The 25,920-nt window shown below is 63.0% G+C and carries 20 protein-coding genes and 1 pseudogene; 12 read left to right on the forward strand and 9 right to left on the reverse strand.

All coding sequences use genetic code 11. From position 1 onward, the window contains the following. The first annotated feature begins 306 nt into the window (after nucleotides 1-306). Both sorA and sorB read left to right on the forward strand, forming a co-directional pair. Nucleotides 307-1,566, forward strand: a complete 1,260-nt coding sequence (gene sorA / locus ACEN8E_RS10520) for a SorA family sulfite dehydrogenase catalytic subunit (RefSeq protein ID WP_495592538.1) — start codon at nucleotides 307-309, stop codon at nucleotides 1,564-1,566. A 10-nt stretch (nucleotides 1,567-1,576) separates the two neighbouring features. Then, entirely contained in the window at nucleotides 1,577-2,221 is a 645-nt protein-coding gene (gene sorB, locus ACEN8E_RS10525; protein ID WP_495592539.1) for a SorB family sulfite dehydrogenase c-type cytochrome subunit, read from the forward strand. 73 nt (nucleotides 2,222-2,294) lie between these two features. Here the strand turns inward: sorB and ACEN8E_RS10530 are convergent, their stop codons facing one another. The 9 genes from ACEN8E_RS10530 to ACEN8E_RS10570 form a co-directional block, all read right to left on the reverse strand. Beyond that, on the reverse strand, nucleotides 2,295-3,101 hold the full coding sequence (locus ACEN8E_RS10530; protein WP_495592540.1) for a glycosyltransferase family 2 protein: 807 nt from the start codon (nucleotides 3,099-3,101) through the stop codon (nucleotides 2,295-2,297). Between the two features lie 149 nt (nucleotides 3,102-3,250). Then, complete coding sequence (locus tag ACEN8E_RS10535; protein WP_495592541.1) at nucleotides 3,251-4,831, reverse strand: arylsulfatase; 1,581 nt, start codon at nucleotides 4,829-4,831, stop codon at nucleotides 3,251-3,253. 84 nt (nucleotides 4,832-4,915) lie between these two features. Next, nucleotides 4,916-5,548, reverse strand: a complete 633-nt coding sequence (locus ACEN8E_RS10540) for an SDR family NAD(P)-dependent oxidoreductase (RefSeq protein WP_495592542.1) — start codon at nucleotides 5,546-5,548, stop codon at nucleotides 4,916-4,918. A 178-nt stretch (nucleotides 5,549-5,726) separates the two neighbouring features. Further along, nucleotides 5,727-6,551: an SDR family NAD(P)-dependent oxidoreductase gene (locus ACEN8E_RS10545; RefSeq protein ID WP_495592543.1), complete on the reverse strand. Its 825-nt coding sequence runs from the start codon at nucleotides 6,549-6,551 to the stop codon at nucleotides 5,727-5,729. A gap of 30 nt (nucleotides 6,552-6,581) precedes the next feature. After that, on the reverse strand, nucleotides 6,582-6,998 hold the full coding sequence (locus tag ACEN8E_RS10550; RefSeq protein WP_495592544.1) for a MaoC family dehydratase: 417 nt from the start codon (nucleotides 6,996-6,998) through the stop codon (nucleotides 6,582-6,584). 14 nt (nucleotides 6,999-7,012) lie between these two features. Beyond that, nucleotides 7,013-7,453 carry a MaoC family dehydratase N-terminal domain-containing protein gene (locus ACEN8E_RS10555; protein ID WP_495592545.1) on the reverse strand — a complete coding sequence of 147 codons (441 nt, stop codon included), beginning with the start codon at nucleotides 7,451-7,453 and terminating at the stop codon, nucleotides 7,013-7,015. Between the two features lie 29 nt (nucleotides 7,454-7,482). Beyond that, complete coding sequence (locus ACEN8E_RS10560) at nucleotides 7,483-8,667, reverse strand: lipid-transfer protein (protein WP_495592546.1); 1,185 nt, start codon at nucleotides 8,665-8,667, stop codon at nucleotides 7,483-7,485. A gap of 27 nt (nucleotides 8,668-8,694) precedes the next feature. Beyond that, entirely contained in the window at nucleotides 8,695-9,795 is a 1,101-nt protein-coding gene (locus tag ACEN8E_RS10565) for an acyl-CoA dehydrogenase family protein (RefSeq protein ID WP_495593302.1), read from the reverse strand. Between the two features lie 334 nt (nucleotides 9,796-10,129). After that, nucleotides 10,130-12,946, reverse strand: a complete 2,817-nt coding sequence (locus ACEN8E_RS10570; protein WP_495592547.1) for a winged helix-turn-helix domain-containing protein — start codon at nucleotides 12,944-12,946, stop codon at nucleotides 10,130-10,132. A gap of 196 nt (nucleotides 12,947-13,142) precedes the next feature. Between ACEN8E_RS10570 and ACEN8E_RS10575 the strand changes: the two genes are divergently transcribed. The 10 genes and pseudogenes from ACEN8E_RS10575 (at nucleotide 13,143) to ACEN8E_RS10620 (ending at nucleotide 25,898) form a co-directional block, all read left to right on the forward strand. Beyond that, complete coding sequence (locus ACEN8E_RS10575) at nucleotides 13,143-14,297, forward strand: CaiB/BaiF CoA transferase family protein (protein ID WP_495592548.1); 1,155 nt, start codon at nucleotides 13,143-13,145, stop codon at nucleotides 14,295-14,297. 54 nt (nucleotides 14,298-14,351) lie between these two features. Next, the gene (locus ACEN8E_RS10580) at nucleotides 14,352-15,155 is read left to right on the forward strand and encodes an enoyl-CoA hydratase/isomerase family protein (RefSeq protein WP_495592549.1); all 804 of its coding nucleotides are present in this window, start codon (nucleotides 14,352-14,354) and stop codon (nucleotides 15,153-15,155) included. 57 nt (nucleotides 15,156-15,212) lie between these two features. Then, nucleotides 15,213-16,772 (forward strand): annotated as a pseudogene (locus ACEN8E_RS10585) (acyl-CoA synthetase); the annotation flags it as partial. A gap of 4 nt (nucleotides 16,773-16,776) precedes the next feature. Next, on the forward strand, nucleotides 16,777-18,300 hold the full coding sequence (locus tag ACEN8E_RS10590) for an acyl-CoA synthetase (protein ID WP_495592550.1): 1,524 nt from the start codon (nucleotides 16,777-16,779) through the stop codon (nucleotides 18,298-18,300). 252 nt (nucleotides 18,301-18,552) lie between these two features. Next, on the forward strand, nucleotides 18,553-19,692 hold the full coding sequence (locus tag ACEN8E_RS10595; protein ID WP_495592551.1) for an acyl-CoA dehydrogenase family protein: 1,140 nt from the start codon (nucleotides 18,553-18,555) through the stop codon (nucleotides 19,690-19,692). A 28-nt stretch (nucleotides 19,693-19,720) separates the two neighbouring features. Further along, nucleotides 19,721-20,929 carry a lipid-transfer protein gene (locus tag ACEN8E_RS10600; protein WP_495592552.1) on the forward strand — a complete coding sequence of 403 codons (1,209 nt, stop codon included), beginning with the start codon at nucleotides 19,721-19,723 and terminating at the stop codon, nucleotides 20,927-20,929. Continuing rightward, nucleotides 20,926-22,083, forward strand: a complete 1,158-nt coding sequence (locus ACEN8E_RS10605) for an acyl-CoA dehydrogenase family protein (RefSeq protein WP_495592553.1) — start codon at nucleotides 20,926-20,928, stop codon at nucleotides 22,081-22,083. Before ACEN8E_RS10600 ends, ACEN8E_RS10605 begins: the two co-directional genes overlap by 4 nt. Before the next feature lie 24 nt (nucleotides 22,084-22,107). Further along, complete coding sequence (locus tag ACEN8E_RS10610; RefSeq protein WP_495592554.1) at nucleotides 22,108-23,109, forward strand: acyl-CoA dehydrogenase family protein; 1,002 nt, start codon at nucleotides 22,108-22,110, stop codon at nucleotides 23,107-23,109. Nucleotides 23,110-23,118: 9 nt separating this feature from the next. Next, nucleotides 23,119-23,907, forward strand: a complete 789-nt coding sequence (locus ACEN8E_RS10615; RefSeq protein ID WP_495592555.1) for a crotonase/enoyl-CoA hydratase family protein — start codon at nucleotides 23,119-23,121, stop codon at nucleotides 23,905-23,907. Between the two features lie 158 nt (nucleotides 23,908-24,065). Continuing rightward, on the forward strand, nucleotides 24,066-25,898 hold the full coding sequence (locus ACEN8E_RS10620; RefSeq protein ID WP_495592556.1) for a DUF1302 domain-containing protein: 1,833 nt from the start codon (nucleotides 24,066-24,068) through the stop codon (nucleotides 25,896-25,898). Nucleotides 25,899-25,920: the final 22 nt, after the last annotated feature.

A 25,920-nucleotide genomic window follows, 5' to 3' on the forward strand; every position in this document is an offset into this window, starting at 1 on the left:
CTGGCATTGGGAGTTCAATAGACGATTGCCTTGGCGGTAGCAGGCGATGGCAGTTTTTAGGCTAATGTGAAAAAAAGCCATTGAAACGGCATCTCTCTATGCCGCACATATCGACAACCCCTGTCATCAATTGCCAAGTCCCTGACGTTCAATGCGAAGCAAGCCATGTGCACCTGACGATACTGGTTTGTTTATCGACATCGAACAATAAAGAGAACCCGCACTGGCACATCAAGGCTGATGCCTCTTCATCCTGACGAGGAACTGTCAGTTGCATCTCGATAAAACAATCAAGGAGAGCGTGCAATGAAGTTCAGTTTTGTAGACAGCAGCCAGCCGAGTCGCCGGCGGGTTTTACGCGATGCATTCACTCTGGCTGTGGCAGCCTCGCCGTTGGCCAGCCTCGCCAGGGCTGCCGAGGAAAGCGGGGCGGTCAGCGAGTCTGCCGAGGAAGTGACCTTTGCCGCGGGCCCTCGACCGCTGGTGCAATACCCGCAAAAGCGTCCGTTGACCCTGGTGACCACGCGTCCACCGCATCTGGAGACGCCGTTCTCTGTCTTCAACGAAGGGCCGATCACGCCCAATGACGCCTTTTTCGTGCGTTATCACCTGGCCAACTTCCCGACCAGCATCGACCCCGACACCTACCGCCTGACGATCAAGGGTGTGGTCGACACGCCGCTGTCACTGTCCCTCGCCGACCTCAAGGCCCTCGCCGAGCCGGTGGAAGTGGTGGCCGTCAATCAGTGTTCGGGCAACAGCCGGGGCTTCTCGATGCCGCGGGTGTTCGGCGCTCAGTTGGGCAATGGCTCCATGGGCAATGCGCGTTGGCTGGGGGTGCCGCTCAAGGCGGTGCTGGAAAAGGCCGGGGTGAAGGCCGAGGCCAGGCAAGTGACCTTCCGTGGCCTGGATAAACCGGTGCTGCCGAGCACGCCGGAGTTCATCAAGGCGCTGGACATCAGCCATGCCATGGACGGCGAGCCGATGATCGCCTGGTCGATGAATGGCACCGACCTGCCATTTCTCAACGGTTACCCGATACGCCTGGTGGTGCCAGGTTACTTCGGCACGTACTGGGTCAAGCACCTGAGCGAGATCGAAGTCGTCGACCATACCTACGACGGTTTTTTCATGGCCAAGGGTTATCGGGTTCCGGATAACGACTGCTTCTGTGTTGCTCCCGGCACTACGCCGGAGAAAACCAAGCCGATTTCAAAATTGCCGGTGCGCAGTTTCATCACCAGCGTCAAGCACGGCGAGGTATTGCCGCTGAACAAAAGTGTGGTGCTCAAGGGCATCGCGTTCGACGGCGGCGTGGGGGTGAACAAGGTGGAAGTGTCGATCGACGGCGGAAAAACCTGGCGTGAATCCACCCTCGGGCAGGACCTTGGCCGTTTCTCCTTCCGCGAGTGGACGCTGCCGATCACCTTTACCAGCAAGGGCGCCACGCAGTTGATGGTGCGAGCCAGCAACAGTGCCGGCGAGACGCAACCGCTGCAAGCCGACTGGAACCCCGGTGGCTACCGTCGCCACGTCGTCGAAACCAGCCACGTCACCGTCGCCTGAGGAGGGCCGCATGAAACCCATGAAATTCATGACCGCCTTGCTGTGCGCGGCTCAGATCGGTCTGGCCAGCATGGCCGGCGCAGCACCCCTTTCGATTACGCTGCCGCCCGAAACGGCTGCCTTGAAGCCCAGTACATTGCCGGGCTACCCATTGGCCCAGCAGAAGTGTTCCATCTGCCATTCGGCCGATTACATCAACTTCCAGCCTCCGGGCATGAGCCTGGCGCAGTGGACCGCCGAAGCGAGCAAGATGCAGCACGTGTACGGTGCGCCGATCAGCGACCGGGATGTGAGTGTTATCGGCGCTTATCTGGCGGTGACCTACGGCAGCGCCAAGGCGAGCGATGCCGATGTTCAGGCGGCCTCGAACCCGCCAGCGGATCAGCCACCGACGGTGTCGGTGGCGAAAGTCGCCTCGGCCTTGCTCAAGGACAATGCCTGCCTGTCGTGTCACGCGGTCGACCACAAGGTCGTCGGCCCGGCCTATCACGATGTGGCGGCCAAATATGCCAATGACCCGCAGGCTCTGGCCCGGGTCATGTCCAGCATCGAGCACGGTGGCAGCGGAAAGTGGGGGGATGTGCCCATGCCGCCTTTCGCGCAGTTGAGCTCGGACGACCTGAAAAGCCTGGCGACGTTCATCATGAGCCAGTGAGCCTGATGCAAAAAAGCCCGCTGAACCAGCAATGGTCAGTGGGCTTTTTTGTAGTCGGATATGCGAGGTTTGTTCAAGGCATCGAGGTATTGTCGGCACTGAAGCGCTTGAGTATGTTCTGGTACATTCTGGTCCGTCGGTGATCCTGGCCATAGCCGCCAGCGGCGGCGACGGTGCCGGCCTGGACGTGGTCCAGGTACTTGAAGATCTTGCCGGGCGACAGAAACACGACCTTGTGGCCAAGCCCGAGCACACGGTCCTGCAGTTCATAGCCGGGTACTCGATCATCGATCTGGAAATGCAGGCCCTGTTGCTTCATCAGCCTGCAATTCCACAGGGTGCAGAAGCTTTTCAGGTATGTCTCGGTGTAGGGCTTCGGTTCTTTTGAGCGCAGGCCCAGGGACAGTTTCAGGCGGCGGAAATGGTGCTTGGCGAAGCGTGAAGTGAAGCGCCAGACAGTCCTTGGCAAGCCGCGATTGAGTTGCTCGGTGCAGCCGACCGCGATGACTTTTCGATCCTTGGTGCAGTGCTCCATCATCATTTCGAAGACGTTTGCGTCGAAGACGAAGGTGTCGGTGTGCATCAGGAACAGATAGTCGGTTTCGACCCTGGCCAGTGCCATGTCCAGTGCTTTGCCATGGGCGATGTGGCCCGGCTCCTTGGCGGGCGCATCGCGTTCGATCAGGTTGATCCAGTCGAGTGAGCGCAAATACTCGACGCTGGCATCCGCCGAACCGTTATCCACCACCCAGACGGCAATGCCGGCTTTGCGAACAGGCTCACGCAAAAGGTCAAGGCAGATCCTGGTCAAATCAAGGGTTTTGTAATTGACCAGCACGATGCTGAACGGTGGCTTGGCGTTTGTATCGACACTACCCATCTTCGAAATGCTCGACTACCGGAAAGCGTCGAGCCTAACGAGGCAACCTTAGCCCAAGCTTAATTTCAGCCGGGCCGGTTGGCCATTGGTGCAGATTCCTCAATGACAAAGCCCCGAATGACCGGGACTTTGTCATGGTGAGGCACCTCTTACGGTTTGGCCTGGCTTTTCAGCTTTTCTTCGATTTTCGCGTCTACCGCCGCGCGGATCTGGTCAATGCTGAAACTGGCGGGTTTCTGGCTCGGCGGGTACTCGATGAAGGTCTGCAGGAAGCGCGCAGCCTTGGCCACGCCTGCGGCCAGCAGGTAGGAGTTCTTCACGAGCCAGTCGTTGTACTGATCCGAAACCAGGTCAGCGCGCTCATACGGGTCCATGCGCAGGTTGAACAGCTTGGGCACGCGCAACGCCACGAAGGGGCTGCTCCACACCGCAAAACCGCCGGGTTCGCGCTGTTCGGCGAAGACCACTTTCCAGTTGTCGAAGCGCATCGAGACCAGCACGCCGTCGTCATTGAAGTAGTAGAACTCGCGGCGTTCACCTTTGGGTTGCTGACCGGTCAGGTAAGGCAACTGGTTGTAACCGTCGAGGTGCACCTTGAAGTTGCTGCCGCCCGAGGTCGGCGCCCAGCCTTTCAACAGCTTGTCCTTCACCTCGGTATCGCCCGCCGCGGCGAGCAGGGTAGGGAACCAGTCCATGCCCGAGAACATCTCGTTGGACACTGCACCGGCCTTGATCTTGCCCGGCCAGCGCACAATCGCCGGCACCCGGTACGCGCCCTCCCAGTTGGAGTTCTTTTCGTTGCGGAACGGCGTGGTCGCCGCGTCCGGCCAGGAGAACTGGTTCGGGCCGTTGTCGGAGGTGTAGACGACGATGGTGTTGTTGGCGATCTTCAGGTCGTCGAGGGTCTTGAGCAGTTTACCGATGTCACCATCGTGCTCGAGCATGCCGTCGGCATACTCGTTGCCGGGCATGCCGCTCTGGCTCTTCATCGAGTCACGCACATGGGTGAACACGTGCATGCGGGTGGTGTTCATCCAGACGAAAAACGGCTTGTCGGCCTTGGTCTGCTTCTCGATGAACGCCTGGGCCGCCGCGGTGGTTTCGTCGTCGATGGTTTCCATGCGCTTGGTGGTCAGGGCGCCGGTGTCTTCGATCTTGCCGTCGGCGTAGCTGTGAATCACGCCCCGTGGCGTACGGGTTTTGACGAAGTCCGGGTCGTCCTTGGGCCAGTACGGGCGCTCGGGTTCTTCTTCGGCATTGAGGTGATACAGGTTGCCGAAAAACTCGTCGAAACCGTGATTCGTCGGCAGGTATTCGTCGCGATCACCCAGGTGGTTCTTGCCGAACTGGCCGGTGGCGTAACCCTGGGACTTGAGGGCCTGGGCGATGGTGATGTCGCGCTTCTGGATGCCGATCGGCGCCCCCGGTACGCCCACCTTGGTCAGGCCGGTGCGCAGCGGTGACTGACCGGTGATGAACGAAGAGCGCCCGGCGGTGCAGCTGTTCTCCGCGTAGTAGTCGGTGAACAGCATGCCTTCGTGAGCGATGCGGTCGATGTTCGGCGTCTTGTAGCCGACCACGCCCATGGAGTAGGCGCTGATGTTGGTCTGGCCGATGTCATCGCCGAAGATCACCAGGATGTTGGGTTTGTCGGCGGCATTGGCCGCCATTGCCATGACCGTTGTCGCCACCAGGGCGAGTTTCGGCAGCCACTTTTTTATGCGAGTCATCTGACCGGCTCCTTGTTGACGGGCGTCGCGCAGGGCGACCGATCGCGATGTTCAGGGGGCGTCGGAAATAAAACGCCACCCGTATCAGGTGGCGTGATGGTCGACATGCAACACCGCACCCGTGACGCTGGCACCGGCGCCACTGGCCAGCAACAGCAGCGGGCCGTTGAGCTCCTGCAGAGCAGTGTCCTTGCCGCGTCCGGCGGCAATCACGTTGACCCGGATCCGGTGCGGCGTCAGTGACTGGGCCATGGCCCGGCTCATGCGGATCAGGCTGCTGTTGGGCCGCAGACAGGGGTTGGGCGCGCTGATCGGGCGCGGTGGCGGCTCGATGTTGACGATGCTGCCGCCACGTTCGGCCTTGATCATGTGCTGGCTGGTGCAATGCACAAGGTGATTGTGCGGCACCACGTGCCCACGCTCGGCGCTGTTGTTGATCAGCACATCGACGCTGCCCAAGCGCTCCTCGACGGCGGCAAGCGCCGCTTCGATGCTGGGGCGGCGGGCGCTGTCGAGGCTGACGATCAGCACCTCGCCGCCCTCCCAGCGCAGGTCGGCTTGCAGCTGCTCAAGCTGTGCAGGGTGTGGCCCGCCGAGGGCCACCCGGGCACCCGCGAGGCTGATCAGCCGGGCGAAATGGGCACCGAGCCGGGTGGTGGCATCGGCCACCAGCACGGTTTTGCCGGCCATGGAAAAGGGGTGCATGAGGTCGCTCATGAAGCTGCCTCCATCGGCACTGCGCGGTGGATGGTGCTTTCAGTCATGTTCATGGAGTGATCCTGCGGTCCTGTAGGAGCGAGCCTGCTCGCGATGGACGTCAATGAAGACGCGGGCTGTCTGATTGAGCGCGGTGTCCTGACGTTTTTCGCGAGCAGGCTCGCTCCTACAGTTTTGTTTATTGCAGATTGCCGGCCACCGCGATGGTCTGGGCGGTGATGTAGTTCGACTCCGGCGAGCAGAACAGGTACACGGCGTCGGCCGCTTCCTGCACGGTGCCCGGGCGGCCCAGCGGGTTGCGTTGGGCGAACGACTTGGCCGCTTCCGGGCTGATGCCGACGCGGATGTCACGACCTTCGATGTTCACCGTGGCGCCGGCATGGGCGTCAGCCTTGGTCATGCGGGTTTCGATGAAGCCGAACGCCACGGCGTTGACGTTGACCTTGAAACGGCCCCATTCACGGGCCAGCGCCCGGGTCATGCCGATTACACCGGCCTTGGCCGAGGAGTAGTTCATCTGCCCGGCGTTGCCATTGAGCGCCGACACCGAAGAAATGTTCACCACCTTGCGGAACACTTCGCGCTCTGCGGCCATATCTGCCTGGGCCTGGGCCTTGATGATCGGGTAGGCGGCACGCAGGATGCGGAAGGGCGCGGTCATGTGGCAGTCGAGAATGGCGTACCACTGCTCGTCGCTCATCTTCTGGATCACGTCGTCCCAGGTGTAGCCGGCGTTGTTGACGATGATGTCGATGGCGCCGAAGTTGTCCATCGCGGTCTTGACGTAGCGGTCGCCAAAGTCCGGAGCGCTGACGTTGCCGTGGCAGACGGCCGCTTCGCCACCCAGCTTGCGAATCATTGCTGCGGTCTCGTGGGCCGGGTCGGCGTCCAGGTCGTTGATCACGATGCGTGCGCCTTCGCTCGCCAGTTTCAGGGCGATCTGCTGGCCGATGCCACGACCGGAGCCGGTGACCAGTGCGACTTTGCCTTCGAGTTTTGCCATGGGGTGTTGCTCCTCAATGATGGGTTTTGTTTACAGAGCGATCACGGCGTCGCCAACGATCCTGGTCTCGCCGTATTGATTGGTGGTGCGCACTTCGACCTTGATCCGTTGTTCGCCGTCGGTTTCGAAACGCTCGACCACGACGCCGGTGCAGGTGATCTGATGGCCCAGGTGGGTGATGCCCATGAAGCGCACGCCGAACTCGCGCAGCTGGCGCTGGTCGACCCACTGGGTCAGCAGGCGACCGAGGTAGGCCATCGACAACATGCCGTGGGCGAACACATCGGGCATGCCGGCCTTGCGCGCGTAGTCGGTGTCGATGTGAATGGCGTTGTGATCGCCCGACGCGCCGGCAAACAAGGCCAGGGTGGTGCGGTTGATCGGCGGCAGGGCCAGTGGCGGCAGGGTGTCGCCGATGTTGATTTTTTCCAGGCTAATCGCGTTCATCAGGGTTCTCCGCTTCAGCTGTTGCGCTGCACAAGCACGCTGCGCAGGTCCGCAACGTGCTCGCCGTGCTGGTTGGTTACTCGGGTTTCGCGCACCACGAATTCCAGAGCACCGCCTTTCTTGTCGTAGATGTCGGCGATGCGTACGTCGAAGCGCAGGGTGTCGCCGGCGTAGGCCATGCGGAGATAACGGAACGACTCTTCACCGTGCAGGATGCGTGCGGTGACGATGCCCAGTTCGTCGCGCCAGGCGTTGGACGGGATCTGGAATTCCAGCGAGAACAGAAAGGTCGGCGGCAGCGGCAGGTCGGGATGACCGGCATCGCGGGCGGCCTGCGCGTCGAAATAGATCGGGTTGGTTTCTCCGGTGGCCTTGGCGAAGAAGCGCAGTTGTCCGGCTTCGGCGGTGGCGAGGAACGTGGGCAGTTGTCTGCCGATGTGTTTCTTGTCGATCATCTGAATGGCTCCCTGGGTTACCGGCCGTGTCAGTTTTTCTGGTACACGGTCACCACGCAGGCGCCGCCCAGACCGAGGTTGTGCTGCACGGCGATGCGTGCGTTCTGCACCTGGCGCTGCTCGGCGGTGCCGCGCAACTGGTGGGTCAGCTCGTAGCACTGGGCCAGGCCGGTGGCGCCCAGCGGGTGGCCCTTGGAGAGCAGGCCGCCGGACGGGTTGGTCACCCATTCGCCGCCATAAGTGTTGTCGCCGTCGCATACCAATTGCTCGCCCGCGCCTTCGGCGCACAGGCCCAGGCCTTCGTAGGTCAGCAGTTCGTTCTGGGCGAAGCAGTCGTGCAGTTCGATCACGTCGATGTCTTGCGGGCCGATGCCGGCCTGGTTGTAGGCGATGTCGGCGGCCATGCGTGTCATGTCGAAACCGACCACGCGGATCATGTCCTTGGCGTCATAGGTGCTCGGCAGGTCAGTGGTCAAGGCCTGGCCGGCCATCAGCACGTCGGTGCGCAGGCCGTGTTTTTTCGCGAAGGCTTCGGAGACCACGATGCTCGCCGCGGCGCCGCAGGTCGGCGGGCAGGCCATCAGGCGCGTCAGCACGCCTTCCCACAGCATCGGTGCGGCCAGGACTTCTTCGGTGCTGACCACGGTGCGGAACACCGCCAATGGATTGTTGGCGGCGTGACGGCTGGCCTTGGCGCGGATTTTGGCGAAGGTTTCCAGGCGGGTGCCGTACTTCTGCATGTGCGCGTAACCGGCACCGGCGAACTGGCGAATCGCGGTTGGCAGGTCGGGCATGCCCACCAGTTCGTTGGTCAGCTTGAGGGCCCGCTCGGTGGCCGGGGCACGGTCGGTCCAGGCCGATTTCAACGCACCCGGGTTCATCTGCTCGAAGCCGAATGCCAGGGCGCAGTCCACCGCGCCGCTGGCCACGGCCTGACGGGCCAGGAACAGCGCGCTGGAGCCGGTGGCGCAGTTGTTGTTGACGTTGATCAGCGGTATGCCGGTCATGCCCACGCGGTACAGGGCTTTCTGGCCGCAGGTTGAGTCACCGTAGACGTAGCCGGCGTAGGCCTGCTGGATGTCGCCGAAGTCCAGCCCGCAGTCGGCCAGGGCCAGGCGAATCGCCTGTTCACCCATGATGTCGTAGGGCTCGTTGGTCCCCGGTTTCTTGAACTGGATCATGCCGACGCCAGCAACGAACACTTTATTGCTCATCGTTGTTTTCCTTGTTGTTAGAGAGGTTCAGAGCTTGCGCGCGATCACTTCGCGCATGACTTCGCTGGTGCCGCCGTAGATGCGGTTGACGCGCATGTCGACGAACGCGCGGGCAATCGGGTACTCCATCATGTAGCCGTAGCCGCCGTGCAGCTGGACCATGTCGTCGATGCATTTCCACAGGGTTTCGGTGGTGTGGAGCTTGGCGATGGCGGCTTCTTCGAGGGTCAGCCGGCGACGCATGTGTTCGCCCAGGTAGTGGTCGACCATCACCCGCAGGGCGGTGGCCTGGACCTTGATGTCGGCGAGCTTGAATTTGCTGTTCTGGAAGTCCCACACGGTCTGGTTGAAGGCCTTGCGGTCTTTAACATACTCGACGGTCTGCTCCAGCAGGCGTTCAAGCTTGGCGGCCGCCGAGATCGCGATGGAAAAACGCTCTTGCGGCAGTTCCCCCATCAGGGAGGTGAAGCCCAGGCCTTCCTCGCCGAGGCGGTTGCCCACCGGCACGCGAACGTTGTCGAAGAACAGCTCGGCGGTGTCCTGGGCATGCTGGCCGACCTTTTCCAGCTTGCGGCCATGCTTGAAGCCGGCGCGGCTGGTTTCCACAGCGATCAGGCTGATGCCCTTGGCGCCGGCGGCCGGGTCGGTCTTGCACACGACGATCACCAGGTCGGCGGTCAGGCCGTTGCTGATGAAGGTCTTGCTGCCATTGATCACGTACTCGTCGCCATCGCGCACGGCGGTGGTGCGCACGGCCTTGAGGTCGCTGCCGGTGCCGGGTTCGGTCATGGCGATGGCGAGGATGATTTCGCCGGCGCAGATGCCCGGCAGCCATTTCTGTTTTTGTTCTTCATTGCCGCAACGGTTGATGTACGGGGCAATCACGTCGGAATGCATGCCGAAGTAGGCACCGCTCACGCCAGCCCTGGCGAACTCTTCGTTGAACACCGCGCAGTGGCCGAAATCGCCGCCACCTCCGCCGTATTCGGTGGGCAGGGTGATGCCGAGCAAGCCTTCGCGGCCGGCCTTGAGCCAGGTTTCCCGGTCGACCTGGCCGGCCTTGTCCCAGGCGGCCTGGCGCGGCAGGCATTCACGCTCGAAAAAACGGCGCACGGTGGTGCGGAACATCTCATGGTCGTCGCGGAAAACGGTTCGGGCGATGTGCACGCAAGACTCCTCATCAATGGCAGGCCGGCCTTGGGCCGGACGCTTACGCAAGGCGCGGACTGCGCCTGTGATCTGAGGGTTACGATAGGCTTGGGTACATCGGGCGAACGCCACCCGAGGTGGGTGGCGGAGAGGGAATTCACAAGGATTGTGATGCCTTGAAAATCATGCACAACCTCTGTAGGAGCGAGCCTGCTCGCGATGGTGGGTAACGATGACGCGGGTTGTCTGAATGCCCACGTCGTCTTGACGTTTTTCGCGAGCAAGCTCGCTCCTACAGGGGGGCGGTTTGTCTTCAGTGGCCCGCATCGCTTTGCGATTCCAGATCCCGCACCCGCGCCACCGCTTCATCGCGGCTGCTGACGCCGAGCTTGCTGTAGATATGGCTCAGGTGCCATTTCACGGTTTCCGGGGACAGCCCCAGGGCGCGGGCGATTTTCTTGTTGGGCAGGGCCTGGGCCAACAGGCGCACGACTTCGATTTCCCGTTCGCTCAACGGCTCGATGCCAGTGGCGAGCGGTTTGCCTGTCGCGGTTGGCGAAGGTTTGCCCGTAGGGACGGCGAGTGTCGAGACCTGCGCCGCTTGCAGGCGCTCGACATAAAACGCAAGCACCGGGTCGAGGTTTTCTTCCTTGCCGGCAATATCGCAAATCAGATCCAGTGCATCGGGGTGGGCATCGAGCAGGGTACGCAGCATGCCCAAACGTTGGCCGCGACGCAGCGCTTCCATGACCCTGGTACGCGAAGACTCCAGGTTGCCACGGCGGGACTCGATCACGGCACTGAGGACTATCAGGCGCACTGTGGCCAAATGCCGACGTTGCAGGTCACAGGTTTCGATCAGTCGGTCAATGCGTTGCAGCGCACCGTCGAGGTCACCCTGGTGAATTTGCCAACGGGCCCGCACGTTCTCGGTGAGGATGTTGATTTCCTTGAATGCGCTGGGCCCGGAGTCGCGGTGACGGGCGTCGATAGTCTCCAGCCGGGCCAGTTTGGCCTGAGCGATGGCTGTCTCGCCGAGCAAAGTATTCCAGTACACCTGCCAGGTCAGGCAGTAGGTCTGCAAGCGATCCAGGCCAAGCTTGATCGCGTACTCGTCGAGTCGGTCGATGAAGGCGAACGCTTCCTGACGGTTGCCGGCCAGCCACTGGACCTTCCACAGCACCTGAAGAACGCGCAGGACCGAGTCCGGAATCGAAATCCGCTCAAGAATATCGACCCAACCCGCCAGCAGTTTGAACGCGGCGTCCAGGTCATTGGTTTCGTAGAGCACCTCACCCAGCAGGGCGGTGGCGAGGTACGTTGCGTCGGTGCCGGCTTTGCCGCACTGGGCGGCTTCATGCAGCACATCGCGATAAACCCGTTCGGCCAGCTTCATCTGGCCTTCCAGGGCGTGACTCAACCCGACCAGGCAACGACCCTGCAGGCTGCCCGCCGTGGTGCCCAGAAGCGGTTCGCCATTGATCAGCAAGGCAGGGCGGTCAAGTTGCACCTGACGGGCCCGTTCGTAGTCACCGCGGTGCATGTAGAGCCAGGACAGGATATTCAGGCACGAGCCAATGGCAACGGCGTTGCTGCCCGCGGGCGGGTCGAGCAGTTGCGGCAGTACGGTCATCGCCGCGTCGGTGTCGTCGCGTTGCAGGGCCAGTGAGGCCCGCAGCAGTGCGATCATGAAGCGGTCATGGACGTCGCTTTCGGGAACGTCCCTGAACAGTTGATCGAGGCTTTGGGCGCAGGCCGCGAAATCCCGCGCATAGAGCTGCATCCGGGTCTTGAGAATACGCAATTTGACCCGCGCCTGGACTTGCTCGAACGGCAGCAGCCGGACCAGTTCGATCAACATGCGCAAGTCGCCATGGGCGTACAAGGCTTCGGCGTGCTGCTCCACCAGGTCGGCCGCGGCATCGGGGTCGCCTGCCATGACGGCATGGTGAACCGCTTCGTCCAGGTATTGGTGGTCGTGAAACCAGACCCAGGCACGCGCGTGCACCGCCTGTTGTTCGGTCCTGCTGCGCGAGTCGAAATACTTGAGCAATGTCTCGCGCAGCAATGGGTGCAAGCGATACCAGGTTTCGCGCCCGGCACTGTCCACCGGGATCAGGAACAGGTTGTCGCGCTCCAGGCGGGCCAACATCGTGCTGGCCGAGCCGACCGCTTGCGGATTGCCGCTGAGGGCGGCGCACAGGGATGCACAGAAACGGTTGCAGACGGCCATGAGCAGCATCAGGTCCAGATCTGTCGGTGTCAGGTGAGACAGCACCTCGACTTCGAAAAACTTCGCGAACGCCTGATCGTCGCGCACTTGTGCCTGATCGGTGGCCGTGACAGCCGAACGATTCTTCTTGCGACTGACTGCCAGCAGTTGCAGCCCGGCCACCCAGCCGTCGGTCAGCTCATGCATCTGCCGGGCGTCGCCGGCGCTGACGTCGCCCAGTTGGGTCTTGAGAAACTGCTCGGATTCGGCGGGTGTGAAGCGCAAGTCGCGCAGGTTCAATTCCAGCACCAGCTCCTGGCTGCGCAAGCGCGCCAGGGATAACGGCACGGCACTGCGCGACACCAGCGCGAGGTGCAGGTTGGCCGGAGCGTAATCAATCAGCCATTGCAGGGCCTGGTGAATGCCCACGTCGGTCAGGTGGTGCAGGTCATCGAGCACCAGCACCAGTTCACGCCCGCGGCTGGCAATGCTGCGCACCAGGGTGATGATCGTGCGCTCCACGGCTTCGCTGTCGATACCACGGCCTTCCAGTTGAATCGCTTCGTGCACGAGCTGTGGGTCGATCTGGCCGAGGCTCGCCAGCAGATAGTCAAGAAAACGCGTCAGTTCGTTGTCATCCGCCGACAGCGTCAGCCACGCCACGTCGAACCCCAATGGCAACAGCGCCTGGCGCCAGGCGATCAGGGTCGAGGTCTTGCCGCAACCGGCCGGACCCTTGAGTACGATGCAGCGCAGGCGGCGGGCCTTGAGCATTTGCTCCTGCAGGCGTTCGCGGGAAATCAGGCGTCCGGCGCTGCGCGGCGGAATCAGTTTGGTGCTGACGATAGGGGACTGAACCGGATTGAAGGCCTGGCTGGCATGGGTGTCCGATGCATTGGACTTGCGGTGTTTATCCATGGGGCGGTCCGATTCTTTTTTGTTTTGTGAGTGCGTCGAATCTCATCGAGTGTAACCCAGACCATGGGCGGCATGAGCCTGTCTTTGGCGGCCACCACCCGATGTGGGTGGTGGTCGCCGATCAACGGATTGCTCTACTGGAAGGCACAAGAATAGGAGTGCTGCGGCGCTCCGTCAGAACAGTGGAGCGTTGGCGATGGGCGTACTGAGCGGCATTCGGGTGGTGGAGTTTGAGGCAATCGGGCCGGCGCCGTTTGGCACCATGCTGTTGGCCGACATGGGCGCCGACGTGGTGCGCATCGACCGCCCGCAGAAGGCCGCTGACCTGGGGCCGAAGCTGGAAGGCAAGCGTGCCGATATCACCGGGCGCAATCGTCGTTCGGTCACCCTCGACTTGAAGCGCCCGGACAGTGTCGCCGCTGCGCTGGAACTGATCGAACGTGCCGACGTACTGATCGAAGGATTTCGCCCCGGCACCATGGAACGTCTGGGCCTTGGCCCTGACGACGTGCTCAAGCGCAATCCACGGCTGGTCTACGCACGGATGACCGGTTGGGGCCAGACCGGTCCGATGGCCGACCGCGCCGGGCATGACCTGAACTACATCGCCTTGTCGGGCGTGTTGTCGAGCATCGGCCCGGCCGGTGGTCGTCCGGTGCCGCCGCTGAACCTGGTGGGCGACTACGGCGGTGGCGGCATGCTGCTGGCGATGGGCGTGCTTGCGGCGCTGGTCAACGTGCAGCGCGGTGGTGCCGGGCAGGTGGTCGACGCGGCCATGACCGAGGGGGCGGCGCAGCTGGGTTCGGCGATCTGGGGTCTGCTGGCCGGTGGGCACTGGAAAGAACAGCGCGGCAGCAACCTGCTCGATGGCGGCGCGCCCTGGTATGACACCTACGAAACCCGTGACGGCCAGCACATGGCAATCGGGCCGATTGAATCGCGCTTCTACGCGCAGATGCTGGAAATTCTCGGACTCTCCACCGCAGACCTGCCCAATCAGCACGACCGGGCTGGCTGGCCGCGGTTGCGAGAGGCATTCACCGCCGCGTTCCTCGGCCGTACCCGCCAGCAATGGGTAGAAGCCTTCGACGGCAGCGATGCCTGCGTTGCGCCGGTGCTTGGCCTCGCCGAAGCGGCAAGGCACCCCCACGGCGTTGCCCGTGGCAGCTTCATCGAGGTCGACGGGGTGGTGCAACCGGTCCCGGCGCCGCGTTTCCTGGGCACGCCATCGGCGCAACCGCAACCGGCCCCCGAGCGTGGTGAGCACGGCGGCGACGCACTGCGCGACTGGGGTTTCGACACGGCGGCCATCGAGCGCTTGCGTGAACTGGGTCTGGGATTGCGCGCCTGAGCGCGTTCGCCTCGAACAACTACATAAAGATCGGCGCAGCGCAGGAGCTCGTCCATGGCCATTCAGTTCAAGATCATCGATCACGTGGCACTCATCACGCTCGATGCGCAACAGTCGAACAACGCGTTGTCCGTCAGCGATCTGATGCACCTGCGCAAGACCCTGGGTGCCTGCCAGGATGACGAGCAGGTGCGGGTCATCGTCCTGACCGGTGCCGGTGAGCGCGGGTTTTGCAGCGGTGCAAGCCACAAGGAATCGTTGCTGGCGGCCTCCGGTTTTGTCGCCGGCACCCTCAAAAGCCGCGAGACCGAAGCCGAGGAGGGCGGCTACAGCCGGCTGTTCGACCTCAGCGACCTGGACATCTGGAAACCGGTGATTGCCGCTATCAACGGTGCCTGCCTGGGGGGCGGTCTGGAGCTGGCACTGCAATGCGATCTGCGCATCGCCTCGGCCAATGCGACGTTCGGATTGCCCGAAGTGCGCGATGCGACCATTCCGGCGGCCGGTGGCGTGCAGTACCTGCTGCGCGCCATTCCAACGGTACACGCGATGAAAATGGCCCTGACCGGCGAATCGATCAGCGCGCAGCAAGCCTTGAATGTCGGTCTGGTCATAGAGCTGCTGCCCCAGGACCGTCTGCTGCCAGCGGCGCTGGATCTGGCCGAGCGCATCGCTGCCAACGGCCCGCTGGCGGTGCAGTCGATCAAGCGCCTGGCCTTGCAGACCGCCCACCTCGCCCCCCGGGATTTCGTCACCCAGGCCCATCTGCACTGGGGCCTGCTGCGCGACAGCGAAGATCACGCCGAAGGGCGCATGGCCCAGGTCGAGCAGCGCTCACCGAAATACACCGGCACCTGACACATCGGCCAAGCGCCGACTTCGTCCTGACCTGACAACAATAATTCACAGGAGAACCCCATGTATCTGACCCAAGGCCTGCACCGCATGCTACAGCAACGTCCCCAAGCCGTGGCGACGGTCTTTCGCGAGCGCCGCCGCACCTATGCCGAACTGGCCGACCGGGTGGCGCGGCTGGCCGGGGCCTTGCAGCAACTGGGGATGCGGACTGGCGACCGGGTCGGCTTGCTGGGCCTGAACTCTGACCGCTTCCTTGAGTATTTCCTGGCGACCTGGTGGGGCGGCGGTGTGGTCAACCCGGTGAACATTCGCTGGAGCGTGCCGGAAATCGTCTACTCCCTGGACGACTGCGACACGCGCATCCTGCTGATCGACGACACCTTTCTGGCCATGGCCGAAGACATCGCCAGCAGCGCCAAGGTGCGGCCGCTGCTGATTCACATCGGCGACGGGCCATTGCCGCAAGGCATGCTGTCCTATGAGCAACTGATTCGTGACGCCGAGCCGGTGGACGACGCGTTTCGCGGCGGTGACGATCTGGCGAGCATCATGTACACCGGCGGCACCACCGGCCAGCCCAAGGGCGTGATGCAATCGCACATGAACCTGTGGAGCGCTGCCGTGGCCCGTGCGGCCGATGTGCCGGTGCCGGCGGACGCCCTGACCCTGCACATCGCGCCGATGTTCCACCTGGCGGCGTTGTCGCGGGTCATCCTGATTTCCTTGCTGGGCTTGCCGAGCATTTTCGTCCCGGGCTTCGATGCCCAGGACGTGATGCGCACCATCGAGCGCGAGCGCATCACCGACATCCTGATCGTGCCGACCATGCTTGCGGCGCTGATCATGCATCCCGATTTCGCCGGACATGACCTGAGTTGCCTGCGCAGCCTCACTTATGGCGCCTCGCCGATTGCCGTGCCCTTGCTGGAACTGGCGCTGAAAGCCTTGCCGAATGTCGAGTTCACCCAGGGCTACGGCATGACCGAAGCGGCGCCACCCATAACTGCCAACGGTCCGGAAAACCACAGTGCCGAAGGCATCGCCAACGGTCGCCTGCGCTCGGCCGGGCGACCGGGGCTGGGCGTCACTGTGCGCATCGTCGATGAAAATGACAACGAAGTGCCCTGCGGCACCGTCGGTGAAGTGGTCGTGCGTGGCCCGAACATCATGCTCGGCTACTGGAACAAGCCCGAGGAAACCGCCAAGGCCCTGCGCGGCGGCTGGATGCACACCGGCGACGGCGCCTACATGGACGCGGATGGCTTTATCTACATTGTCGACCGTTTCAAGGACATGATCGTCAGCGGTGGCGAGAACGTGTATTCCGGCGAAGTGGAAAGCGCCATCGCCAGTCACCCGGCCGTTGCCGCCTGCGCGGTGATCGGCATTCCTTGCGCACAGTGGGGCGAAGCGGTGCATGCGGTGGTGGTGCTCAAGCCGGACAGCGATGTGGCCAGCGCCCAGCTCATCGAACATTGTCGTCGCCAGATTGCCGGCTACAAGACCCCGAAAACCGTGGAGTTCCGTACAGCCTTGCCATTGTCCGGTGCGGGCAAGGTGCTCAAGCGCGATCTGCGCGAGCCGTTCTGGCGCGGCACGGATCGGGGCGTGAGCTGACCGCATGTACATGACTCAATGCCTGCAACGTACGTTGCAACAGGACCCGGAACACATCGCGACCCTCTTCGGTGAACGCCGCCACACCTACCGCGAGTTTGGCGAGCGTGTGGCCCGCCTGGCGGGTGCCTTGCAGGCGCTCGGCATGGCGGCGGGTGATCGGGTCGGCATGCTCGCGCTCAACAGCGACCGCTACCTGGAATACATCATGGGCGTGTGGTGGGGCGGAGGGGTGCTCAACCCGGTGAACGCGCGCTGGAGCGTGCCGGAGATTGTCTATTCGCTGGACGATTGCAGTACCGGCATTCTCATCGTCGACGAACACTTCGCGGCGCTGGCCGAAGGCATCTGTGTCAGGGCCCGTCGCGTGCCGTTGCTGATTTATGCAGGGGACGGTGCGGTGCCGGCCGGCATGTTGGGTTTCGAGCAATTGATTGCCCAGGCCGCGCCGGTCGAGGATGCCGGGCGTGGTGGTGAAGACCTCGCCTGCATCATGTACACCGGCGGCACTACAGGGTTTCCCAAGGGCGTGATGCAGTCGCACCTGAACCTGTGGTCGGCGTGCGTGCCGCGCATGGTGGACATGCCGCCGATCCGCGGTGGCCTGTTGTTGCATGTCGCGCCACTGTTCCATGTCGCCGGCCTGGCCCGCGCCCTGGTTCAGTTCCTGGCCGGTGAAAGCCATGTGCTGGTGGCGGGCTTCGATCCACTGCAGACATTGCAGATCATCGAGCGCGAACGGGTCACCGAGACGCTGCTGGTGCCAACGATGATCCTTGCCCTGTTGGCCCATCCGGATTTCGAGCGCCACGACCTCGGCAGCCTCAAACGCCTGACCTACGGTGCATCGCCCAGCGCCGGGGACATGGTCGAGCAAGTGCTGGCGAAACTGCCGGACATCGAACTCTCACATTCCTACGGGCTGACCGAGGCCTGTCCGGTGGTGTCCAGCAACCTGCCATGCAACCACACGCCCGAAGCGCGCCTCAGCGGGTTATCGCGATCGGTGGGACGTGGCGGCCTGGGCGTCAACGTGAAGATCGTCGACCCGCAGGGCCGGGAGGTTGCGCGGGGCACGGTGGGCGAGATCATCGTGCGCGGGCCGAACATCATGCAGGGCTACTGGAACAAGCCCGAGGAAACCGCCAAGGCATTGCGCGACGGCTGGTTGTTCACCGGCGATGCCGCGTGGATGGACGAGCGGGGTTATCTGTTCATCGTTGATCGCTTGAAGGACATGATCGTCAGTGGCGGGGAAAACGTTTACTCGGCGGAGGTCGAGAACGTCCTTGCCCGGCACCCGGCGGTGGCGCTGTGTGCGGTGATCGGCGTCCCACACGAGCAATGGGGCGAGGCGGTACATGCGGTGGTGGTGCGCAAGCCCGGTGCCCAGGTCGATGAAGGGCAACTGCGCCTGCACTGCCGCGAATTCATCGCCGGCTACAAGTGCCCAAAAAGCGTGGAGTTCCGCGATGAACTGCCACTGTCGGCCGCCGGCAAAGTCCTCAAGCGCGAGTTGCGCAAGTAACCACACCACATATCCCCTGTGGGAGCGAGCCTGCTCGCGAAGGCGTCATGACAGCCAGCGTTGATGTTGACTGGTCCACCGCTTTCGCGAGCAGGCTCGCTCCCACAGGGGGCGGTATTCCATTGCGTGAAATCAGCTTTTCAACCCCCGCAATTCGCTACCCGATCCGGGTGGCTTCACCACCCACCCGCATCAATACAGTGGACTCACGAACCAGGCGCATGCCCGCCTGGCAACCCACTGGAGATCCCGATGCACATCAACCGTACCGTCTACCGTGAAGACCACGAAATGCTGCGTGAAACCGCGCGGCGTTTCTTCGAGCGTGAATGCCTGCCCAAGCAGGCGCAGTGGGACGAGGCCGGGCAGGTCGACCGGGAAACCTGGCTCAAGGCCGGGCGCCACAACCTGTTGTGCCTGACCGTACCGACCGAGTACGGCGGTGGCGGCGGTGACTTCGGCCACTCGGCGGTGCTGATCGAAGAGCTGTACCGCGCCGGTGTCTCGGGCTGGAGCCTGGGTGTGCATTCGGACATCGTCGCGCCGTACATCGTGCGCCTGGGCACCGAAGAGCAGAAGCAGCAGTGGCTGCCGAAAATCTGTTCGGGTGAAACCGTACTGGCGGTGGCCATGACCGAACCGGGCACCGGCTCCGACCTCAAGGCGATCCGCACCACCGCCGTGCGCGACGGTGACGAGTGGGTGATCAACGGCAGCAAGACCTTCATCAGCAACGGCCTGACCTGCGACATGGTCGTTGTGGTGTGCAAGACCGATCCGGGCGCCGGGGCCAAGGGTTGCAGCCTGATCATGGTCGAGTGCAATCGCGAAGGTTTCCGTCGTGGGCGAAAGCTGGAGAAGGTCGGCCAGCACGCGGCCGATACCGCCGAGCTGTTCTTCGACGAGGTGCGCGTGCCGGTGGGCAACCTGCTCGGTGAAGAAAACAAAGGCTTCATGCACTTGATGGAAGAGTTGCCGCAAGAACGCCTGGTGATCGCCCTGTACAGCGCCGCGAAACTCGAACGCCTGCTGGAGCAGACCGTCGAGTACGTGAAGGACCGCAAGGCCTTCAACCAGACCGTCTGGGACTTCCAGAACACCAAATTCAAACTCGCCGACATCAAGGCCAAGGCCACCGCCGTGCGCCTGACCATCGACCATTACATCGCCGAACACATGCGCCGGCGCCTGACCGTGCAGGAGTCGGCCATCGCCAAGCTGTTCGCCACCGAGACGCTTTGCCAATGCATCGACGACATGGTCCAGCTGCACGGCGGCTACGGCTACATGCTCGAGTACCCGATTGCCCGCGCCTTCGTCGACATGCGCGTCACGCGCATCTTTGGTGGCACCAGCGAAGTGCTGCGCGAACTGATCGCGCGCCAGTTGTGATCCTTCCCCCTCATTTTCAGGTGACACCATGAGCGAAAAAGTACTGGTTGCCGGCGTCGGCATGATCCCGTTTCGCAAGCCCAGCGACAGCCCGACCTACGTGCAGATGGGGGCCGAGGCCGTGCGTCTGGCCCTGGCCGATGGGGGCATCGATTACCGCCTGGTGCAGGAGGCGTATGCCGGTTATGTCTACGGCGACTCCACCAGCGGCCAGACCGTGTTGTACGAAGTGGGCATGACCGGGATCCCGGTGGTCAACGTCAACAACAACTGCTCGACCGGCTCCACCGCGCTGTACCTGGCGCGCAAGGCCATCGAATCCGGCTCGGCCGATTGCGTACTGGCGGTGGGCTTCGAGCAGATGCAGGGCGGTGCGTTGAAGTCCCACTGGGACGACCGCCCGCCAACCCGTGAACGCTTTCTGCCGATCCTGCGTGGCCTGACCGCCGACATGGACGGCATGCCCCAGGCCATCCGGACTTTCGGCGGTGCCGGGCGCGAGTACATGCACAAATACGGCACGAAAATGGAAACCTTTGCCGCTGTGCGCGCCAAGGCCAGCCGTCATGCAGCCAACAATCCGCTGGCGCTGTTTCGCAAGGTGCTCAGCGTCGAAGACGTGATGAACGACCCGGTCATTCTGCCCGGTGTGATGACGCGTCTGATGGCCTGCCCGCCGACCTGTGGCGGTGCCGCGGCCATCCTGGTGTCCGAGCGTTTTGCGAAAAAGCATGGCCTGCGCCGCGACGTGGAAATCGTCGCCCAAGCGATGACCACCGATACGCCGGAGTCCTTCAATTTCGAAAAACCGTCGATGCTCGACTGGGTCGGCACCCACATGACCCACGCCGCCGTGGGCCAGGTCTACGAGAAGGCTGGCGTTGGCCCGCAGGACATCGATGTTTGCGAACTGCATGACTGCTTCGCCCAGAACGAAGTGATCTGTTACGAATCCTTGGGTTTCTGCCCCGAGGGTGGTGCCGAGAAGTTCGTGATGGACGGCGACAACACCTACGGTGGGCAAATCGTCATCAATCCGTCCGGTGGCCTGCTCTCCAAGGGCCATCCATTGGGCGCGACCGGTTTGGCGCAGTGCTACGAGCTGACCCGGCAATTGCGTGGTAACGCCGAGCAGCGGCAGGTCGAAGGTGCGCGCCTGGCCATGGCCCACAACCTCGGACTGGGCGGTGCCTGCGTGGTGACGCTGTACGGCAAAGTCAGTGGAGGTGCCCAGTGAGCGGCTTGCTCGACGCCTTCCGCCTGACTGCGCTGCCGCCACACGCCGAGGCCTTTCGTGCCGAGGTCAAAGCCTTTCTGGCCGAGCATCTGCCGAGGGTTTCGCCGGCTGTGCGCGCGCGCAGCTGGACCGGTTTTGACGCCGTCTTCAGCCGCCGACTGGCGCAGCGCGGCTGGGTCGGGCTGACCTTGCCGGCCGCTTACGGCGGCGCAGGACTGGATGCGTTCAGTCGCTTCGTGCTGGTCGAGGAACTGCTGTCGGCCGGTGCCCCGGTGGCGGCGCACTGGATCGCCGAACGGCAGAGCGGGCCGTTGATCCTGAAGTTCGGCAGCGATGCGCAGAAGGATTTTTTCCTGCCGCGAATCTGCGCAGGCCAGGCGTTTTTCTGCATCGGCATGAGCGAACCGAACTCCGGTTCGGACCTGGCCAGCGTGCGCAGCCGCGCCAACCGTTGCCCTGAGGGCTGGCGCCTGAGCGGGCGCAAGATCTGGACCACCAACGCCCACCACGCCGACTACATGATCGCCCTGGTGCGCACCAGCGGTTCGCCCGAGGACCGGCACAATGGCCTGTCGCAATTCATCATCGATCTCAGGCAGCCCGGCGTCAGCGTGCGTCCCATTGTCGATCTGGCAGGTGATGCGCATTTCTCCGAAGTGGCCTTCGACGACGTCTTGCTCGGCGCAGACGCGCTGGTGGGCGAGGAGGGCAGCGGCTGGAAGCAGGTCAACGCCGAACTGGCGTTCGAACGCAGCGGGCCGGAGCGTTTCTACTCCAGCATCGTGCTGCTCGACCTGTGGGCCGATACGTTGCGGCGCAAGGGTGCCACTGCCCAGGAGACCGCCTTGCTCGGCAGTTTCCTCAGCCAACTCACCTGCCTGCGCAACCTTTCGCTGGCACTGACGGCGTTGCTCGCCCGGGGCGAAAGCCCGGTGGTGGAAGCCGCGCTGGTCAAGGACATCGGCACCGAATTCGAGCAGGCGATCCCGGCGGCGATTGCTGCGGCGATCAGCGCCGATCCGGATGTGCCCGTCGATGAGGCGCTGTACAGCACCGTGGCGTACCTCAATCAGGTCGCGCCGACATTCTCGTTGCGCGGCGGCACCCGGGAAATCCTGCGCGGCATGATCGCCCGAGGCCTTGGCCTGCGCTGATGCGCATCGAATAGGAAAGTGTTCATGTTCACTGAAACCATTGAAAAAATTCTGACTGACCTGTGCACGCCGGCCCTGGTCCGGGCGGTGGAAAGCGGCGAAGGCGCACCGGCGTTGTGGAGCGCCCTGGAAGACAGCGGCTTTCTGGAGTTGCTGACGCCGGAAGCGGCCGACGGCGCCGGGCTGGGCCTGGATGCCCTGTTGCCGATTTTCGTTGCATTCGGTCGCCACGCCTTGCCGGTGCCAGCGGCGCAGAGCATCGCCGCCCGCGCACTGATGCGTACATGCACGATCACACCACCCGCTGGAATGGTCACTCTCAGTGGTACGGCCTATAGCGAGATCGACGGCACGTTATGCGTCCCGCGCATGGCCTTCGGCCTGCTGGCCGACTTTGCCCTGGTGAATCTGGAAGGTCAGTTGCTGTTGCTCGATTGCAGCCTGGCCCGTCGCCAGCCCGTCGGTGTTCACGCCAGTCAGTGCGCCACCTTGTATTGGCCGCCAGAGACCCTGGGGCCGGCCATTGGACACAACGGTGAAGAGGTTCGGCTGTTTCATGCCGCGATCCACGCCGCCGCCATCGCCGGGGCCATGGAAACCGTGATCGGCATGACGCTGGAGTACTGCAACGACCGTGTCCAGTTCGGCAAGGCCATCGGCAAGTTTCAGGCGGTGCAACACCAGCTCAGCGTGATGGCGGAGCAGGTTGCCGCTTCGCGCATCGCCGCGGAACTGGCGTTTTGCGCCGGGCGCCAGGTGCCGGACCGAATGGCCACTGCCATCGCCAAGGCCCGCACCAGTATGGCCGTGTCGCAAGTGACCGCCACGGCCCATGCACTGTTCGGCGCCATCGGCGTGACCGAAGAACTGGACTTGCAACTGTTCACTCGACGCTTGCACGAGTGGCGCGTCAGTGAAGGCTCGGAAAGCTACTGGAACGGGATTGTCGGCCAGGCGTTGCTGACACAGCCGAACGTCACCGCCAGCGAATTCGTGCGTCACGTCACTCCATCTCCATCGGCCTGAGGATCTCCCATGAGCCAGTTTTTGAAGTACGAACAGCAAGGTCATGTCGTCACCCTGACGATGAATGACCCCGAGCGACGCAACCCGCTGACCGGCAACAGCGCCGTGCCCGAATTCCTTGAAGCCATCGAATGTATCGAGCGCGACAGCAGTGTTCGCACCGTGATCATCACGGGCGCCGGCACGGCGTTTTGCTCCGGTGGCAATGTGCGCGACATGGACCGCTATGCGCAGATGTCGGGCATGCAATTGCGCCAGGAATATCGCACCGGCATCCAGCGCCTGCCCCTGGCGCTGTTCAATCTGGAAGTACCGGTGATCGCCGCGGTCAACGGCGCGGCCATTGGCGCGGGGCTGGATCTGGCGTGCATGTGCGACATCCGCGTGGCCTCCGAGCAGGCGAAGTTTGCCGAGAGCTTCGTCAAGCTGGGGATCATTCCGGGGGACGGTGGCGCCTGGCTGTTGCCACGGATCATCGGCCTGTCCCGTGCCACCGAGCTGACGCTGACCGGGCAAATGATCGACGCCCGCCAGGCGGAGCAATGGAACCTGGTGTCCCGGGTCGTACCCGCCGAACAATTGCTGGATACGGCACGGGAAATGGCCAGCGCCATTGCCGCCAACCCACCCCACGCGGTGCGCCTGGCCAAGCGCTTGTTGCGCGAAGCCTTGCACACCCGACTCGACACGCTGCTGGAAATGTCCGCGACTTTCCAGGTGTTGTCGCACCAGACCGCCGACCACCGCGAAGCCGTGGCGGCCTTTATCGACAAGCGTGCACCGAGCTTTACCGGGTGAATGTCACCGAGCGTAACGACCGGCCCACAGCGGGTCGTTACACCGCGTGAAATATGGCGACCAACACCGTTTCAAATCACCCGTTCGGGTGTGAGGAACGCGCCCCAGCCCCACTAGCATGGGCTCTCCAACACTTAATCCTTAACCGGAGAAACCGCATGACAACAAAAACAATGCGCGGAGTCTTCCAGCCGAGTCTGCTGGCCGTAGCTGTGATGGTTGCCTCTTGTGCGAGCAACCAGGCTCACGCTGTTGATTTCAACATCGGGGAAATTCAGGGCAATTTCGATTCGTCGCTGTCGATTGGCGCGAGCTGGTCGACGGCTGATCCAGACAAACAGTTCATTTCCAACTTCAACTCCCAGGGCGTCACTGGCGGCGAGTCTGCGTCCCGGACCACCGACGACAACCGCCTGAATTTCAAGAAGGGTGAAACCTTCTCGAAGATCTTCAAGGGCGTGCATGACCTGGAACTCAAGTACGGCGACAGCGGCGCCTTCGTGCGCGGCAAATACTGGTACGACTTCGAACTGATGGACGAGCACCGTCCGTTCTATGACATCGATGACTCGGGGCGCGACCGCGCAGCCAAGTCTTCCGGGGCGATGTTCCTCGACAGCTTCGTCTACCACAACTACACGATTGGCGATCAGGTCGGCAACGTGCGCCTGGGCAAGCAAGTGGTGAGCTGGGGCGAGAGTACCTTTATCGGCAACTCGATCAACAGCATCAACCCGATCGACGTCGCCGCCCTGCGTCGCCCCGGTGCCGAGGTCAAGGAAGGCCTGATTCCGGTCAACCTGCTCTATGTGTCCCAGGGCCTGGCCGACAACATCACCGCCGAAGGCTTTTATCAGCTGCAGTGGGACAAGTCGGTGGTGGACAACTGCGGCACCTTCTTTGGCAGTGACGGCGTGGCGCAAGGCTGTGACGACCGCCTGGTGGTCGCCGGCCTGGACTTGCCGCCGGGCGTGGCGAAGAACACCGGTAGTCTGGCGGCCATTGCGGCCGGGACTGACGACGCCTTCATTCCGCGCCTGAACGACAACGATGCGCGCAATAGCGGCCAATATGGCCTGGCCCTGCGCTGGTATGTGCCGCAAGCCAATGACACCGAGTTCGGTGCCTACGCGATGAACTACCACAGCCGCAGCCCGTTCCTGAGCATCAATCAGATGAGCAACCCGGCCGGCGGCGTGGCCTCGGCGCGCAGTGCCCGCTACTTCATCGATTATCCGGAAGACATTCGCCTGTACGGCCTGAGTTTCCAGACCAACGTTGCGGGCGTCTCGTTGGGCGGTGAACTCAGTTACCGGCCGAACATGCCGTTGCAACTGAACACGGCTGACTTGCTGTCCGCCGCCACCTTCAGTGCGACATCGCCGCTGATCACCACCGGTTTCGCCGGGCGCAACCTCGGTGCCGAGGTCAACGGCTACAAACGCATGCCGGTGACCCAGGCGCAGGTGACCGCCACGCAATTCTTCGATCAAGTGTTCGGCGCCAGTCGCCTGACCCTGGTCGGTGAGGTGGGCTACAACAAGATCAACGGCCTGGGCAAGGCGGACGGCACGGACCTGCGCTTCGGCCGCAGCCCGGCTTTCGGCTCCGGTGAGCTGCCGGGTGCCGCCGGTGCCGCCACTTGCCGCGGTACTGCGCCAGGCCTGCCCAATGCCAGCAATCCGGCGCAGGAATGCAACAACGATGGCTTCTACACCAGCAGTAGCTGGGGTTATCGCCTGCGCGGCAAGCTCGATTACCCGAACGTGATCGCCGGCATCAACCTGTCGCCGAGCATTGCCTGGTCCCACGACGTCCAGGGTTTCGGCCCGAACTTCGAGGAAGGCTCCAAGGCCGTCAGCCTCGGTGTCGATGCCGATTACCAGAACACCTACACCGCCAGCCTGAATTACACCAACTACTTCGGTGGCGATTTCAACACCAACGTCGACCGCGACTACGTTGCGCTGAGCTTCGGCGTGAATTTCTGATGCAACCCTGCCAGAGGAAACT

The sequence above is a fragment of the Pseudomonas sp. Pseusp9 genome (assembly GCF_059491265.1).

What these genes read in the sequence shown, in the direction of transcription:
- sorA (WP_495592538.1), top strand. Translation starts at nt 307, where the DNA reads ATGAAGTTCAGTTTTGTAGACAGCAGCCAGCCGAGTCGCCGGCGGGTT.
- sorB (WP_495592539.1), top strand. Translation starts at nt 1,577, where the DNA reads ATGAAACCCATGAAATTCATGACCGCCTTGCTGTGCGCGGCTCAGATC.
- ACEN8E_RS10530 (WP_495592540.1), bottom strand. Translation starts at nt 3,101, where the DNA reads ATGGGTAGTGTCGATACAAACGCCAAGCCACCGTTCAGCATCGTGCTG.
- ACEN8E_RS10535 (WP_495592541.1), bottom strand. Translation starts at nt 4,831, where the DNA reads ATGACTCGCATAAAAAAGTGGCTGCCGAAACTCGCCCTGGTGGCGACA.
- ACEN8E_RS10540 (WP_495592542.1), bottom strand. Translation starts at nt 5,548, where the DNA reads ATGAGCGACCTCATGCACCCCTTTTCCATGGCCGGCAAAACCGTGCTG.
- ACEN8E_RS10545 (WP_495592543.1), bottom strand. Translation starts at nt 6,551, where the DNA reads ATGGCAAAACTCGAAGGCAAAGTCGCACTGGTCACCGGCTCCGGTCGT.
- ACEN8E_RS10550 (WP_495592544.1), bottom strand. Translation starts at nt 6,998, where the DNA reads ATGAACGCGATTAGCCTGGAAAAAATCAACATCGGCGACACCCTGCCG.
- ACEN8E_RS10555 (WP_495592545.1), bottom strand. Translation starts at nt 7,453, where the DNA reads ATGATCGACAAGAAACACATCGGCAGACAACTGCCCACGTTCCTCGCC.
- ACEN8E_RS10560 (WP_495592546.1), bottom strand. Translation starts at nt 8,667, where the DNA reads ATGAGCAATAAAGTGTTCGTTGCTGGCGTCGGCATGATCCAGTTCAAG.
- ACEN8E_RS10565 (WP_495593302.1), bottom strand. Translation starts at nt 9,795, where the DNA reads ATGTTCCGCACCACCGTGCGCCGTTTTTTCGAGCGTGAATGCCTGCCG.
- ACEN8E_RS10570 (WP_495592547.1), bottom strand. Translation starts at nt 12,946, where the DNA reads ATGGATAAACACCGCAAGTCCAATGCATCGGACACCCATGCCAGCCAG.
- ACEN8E_RS10575 (WP_495592548.1), top strand. Translation starts at nt 13,143, where the DNA reads ATGGGCGTACTGAGCGGCATTCGGGTGGTGGAGTTTGAGGCAATCGGG.
- ACEN8E_RS10580 (WP_495592549.1), top strand. Translation starts at nt 14,352, where the DNA reads ATGGCCATTCAGTTCAAGATCATCGATCACGTGGCACTCATCACGCTC.
- ACEN8E_RS10590 (WP_495592550.1), top strand. Translation starts at nt 16,777, where the DNA reads ATGTACATGACTCAATGCCTGCAACGTACGTTGCAACAGGACCCGGAA.
- ACEN8E_RS10595 (WP_495592551.1), top strand. Translation starts at nt 18,553, where the DNA reads ATGCACATCAACCGTACCGTCTACCGTGAAGACCACGAAATGCTGCGT.
- ACEN8E_RS10600 (WP_495592552.1), top strand. Translation starts at nt 19,721, where the DNA reads ATGAGCGAAAAAGTACTGGTTGCCGGCGTCGGCATGATCCCGTTTCGC.
- ACEN8E_RS10610 (WP_495592554.1), top strand. Translation starts at nt 22,108, where the DNA reads ATGTTCACTGAAACCATTGAAAAAATTCTGACTGACCTGTGCACGCCG.
- ACEN8E_RS10615 (WP_495592555.1), top strand. Translation starts at nt 23,119, where the DNA reads ATGAGCCAGTTTTTGAAGTACGAACAGCAAGGTCATGTCGTCACCCTG.
- ACEN8E_RS10620 (WP_495592556.1), top strand. Translation starts at nt 24,066, where the DNA reads ATGACAACAAAAACAATGCGCGGAGTCTTCCAGCCGAGTCTGCTGGCC.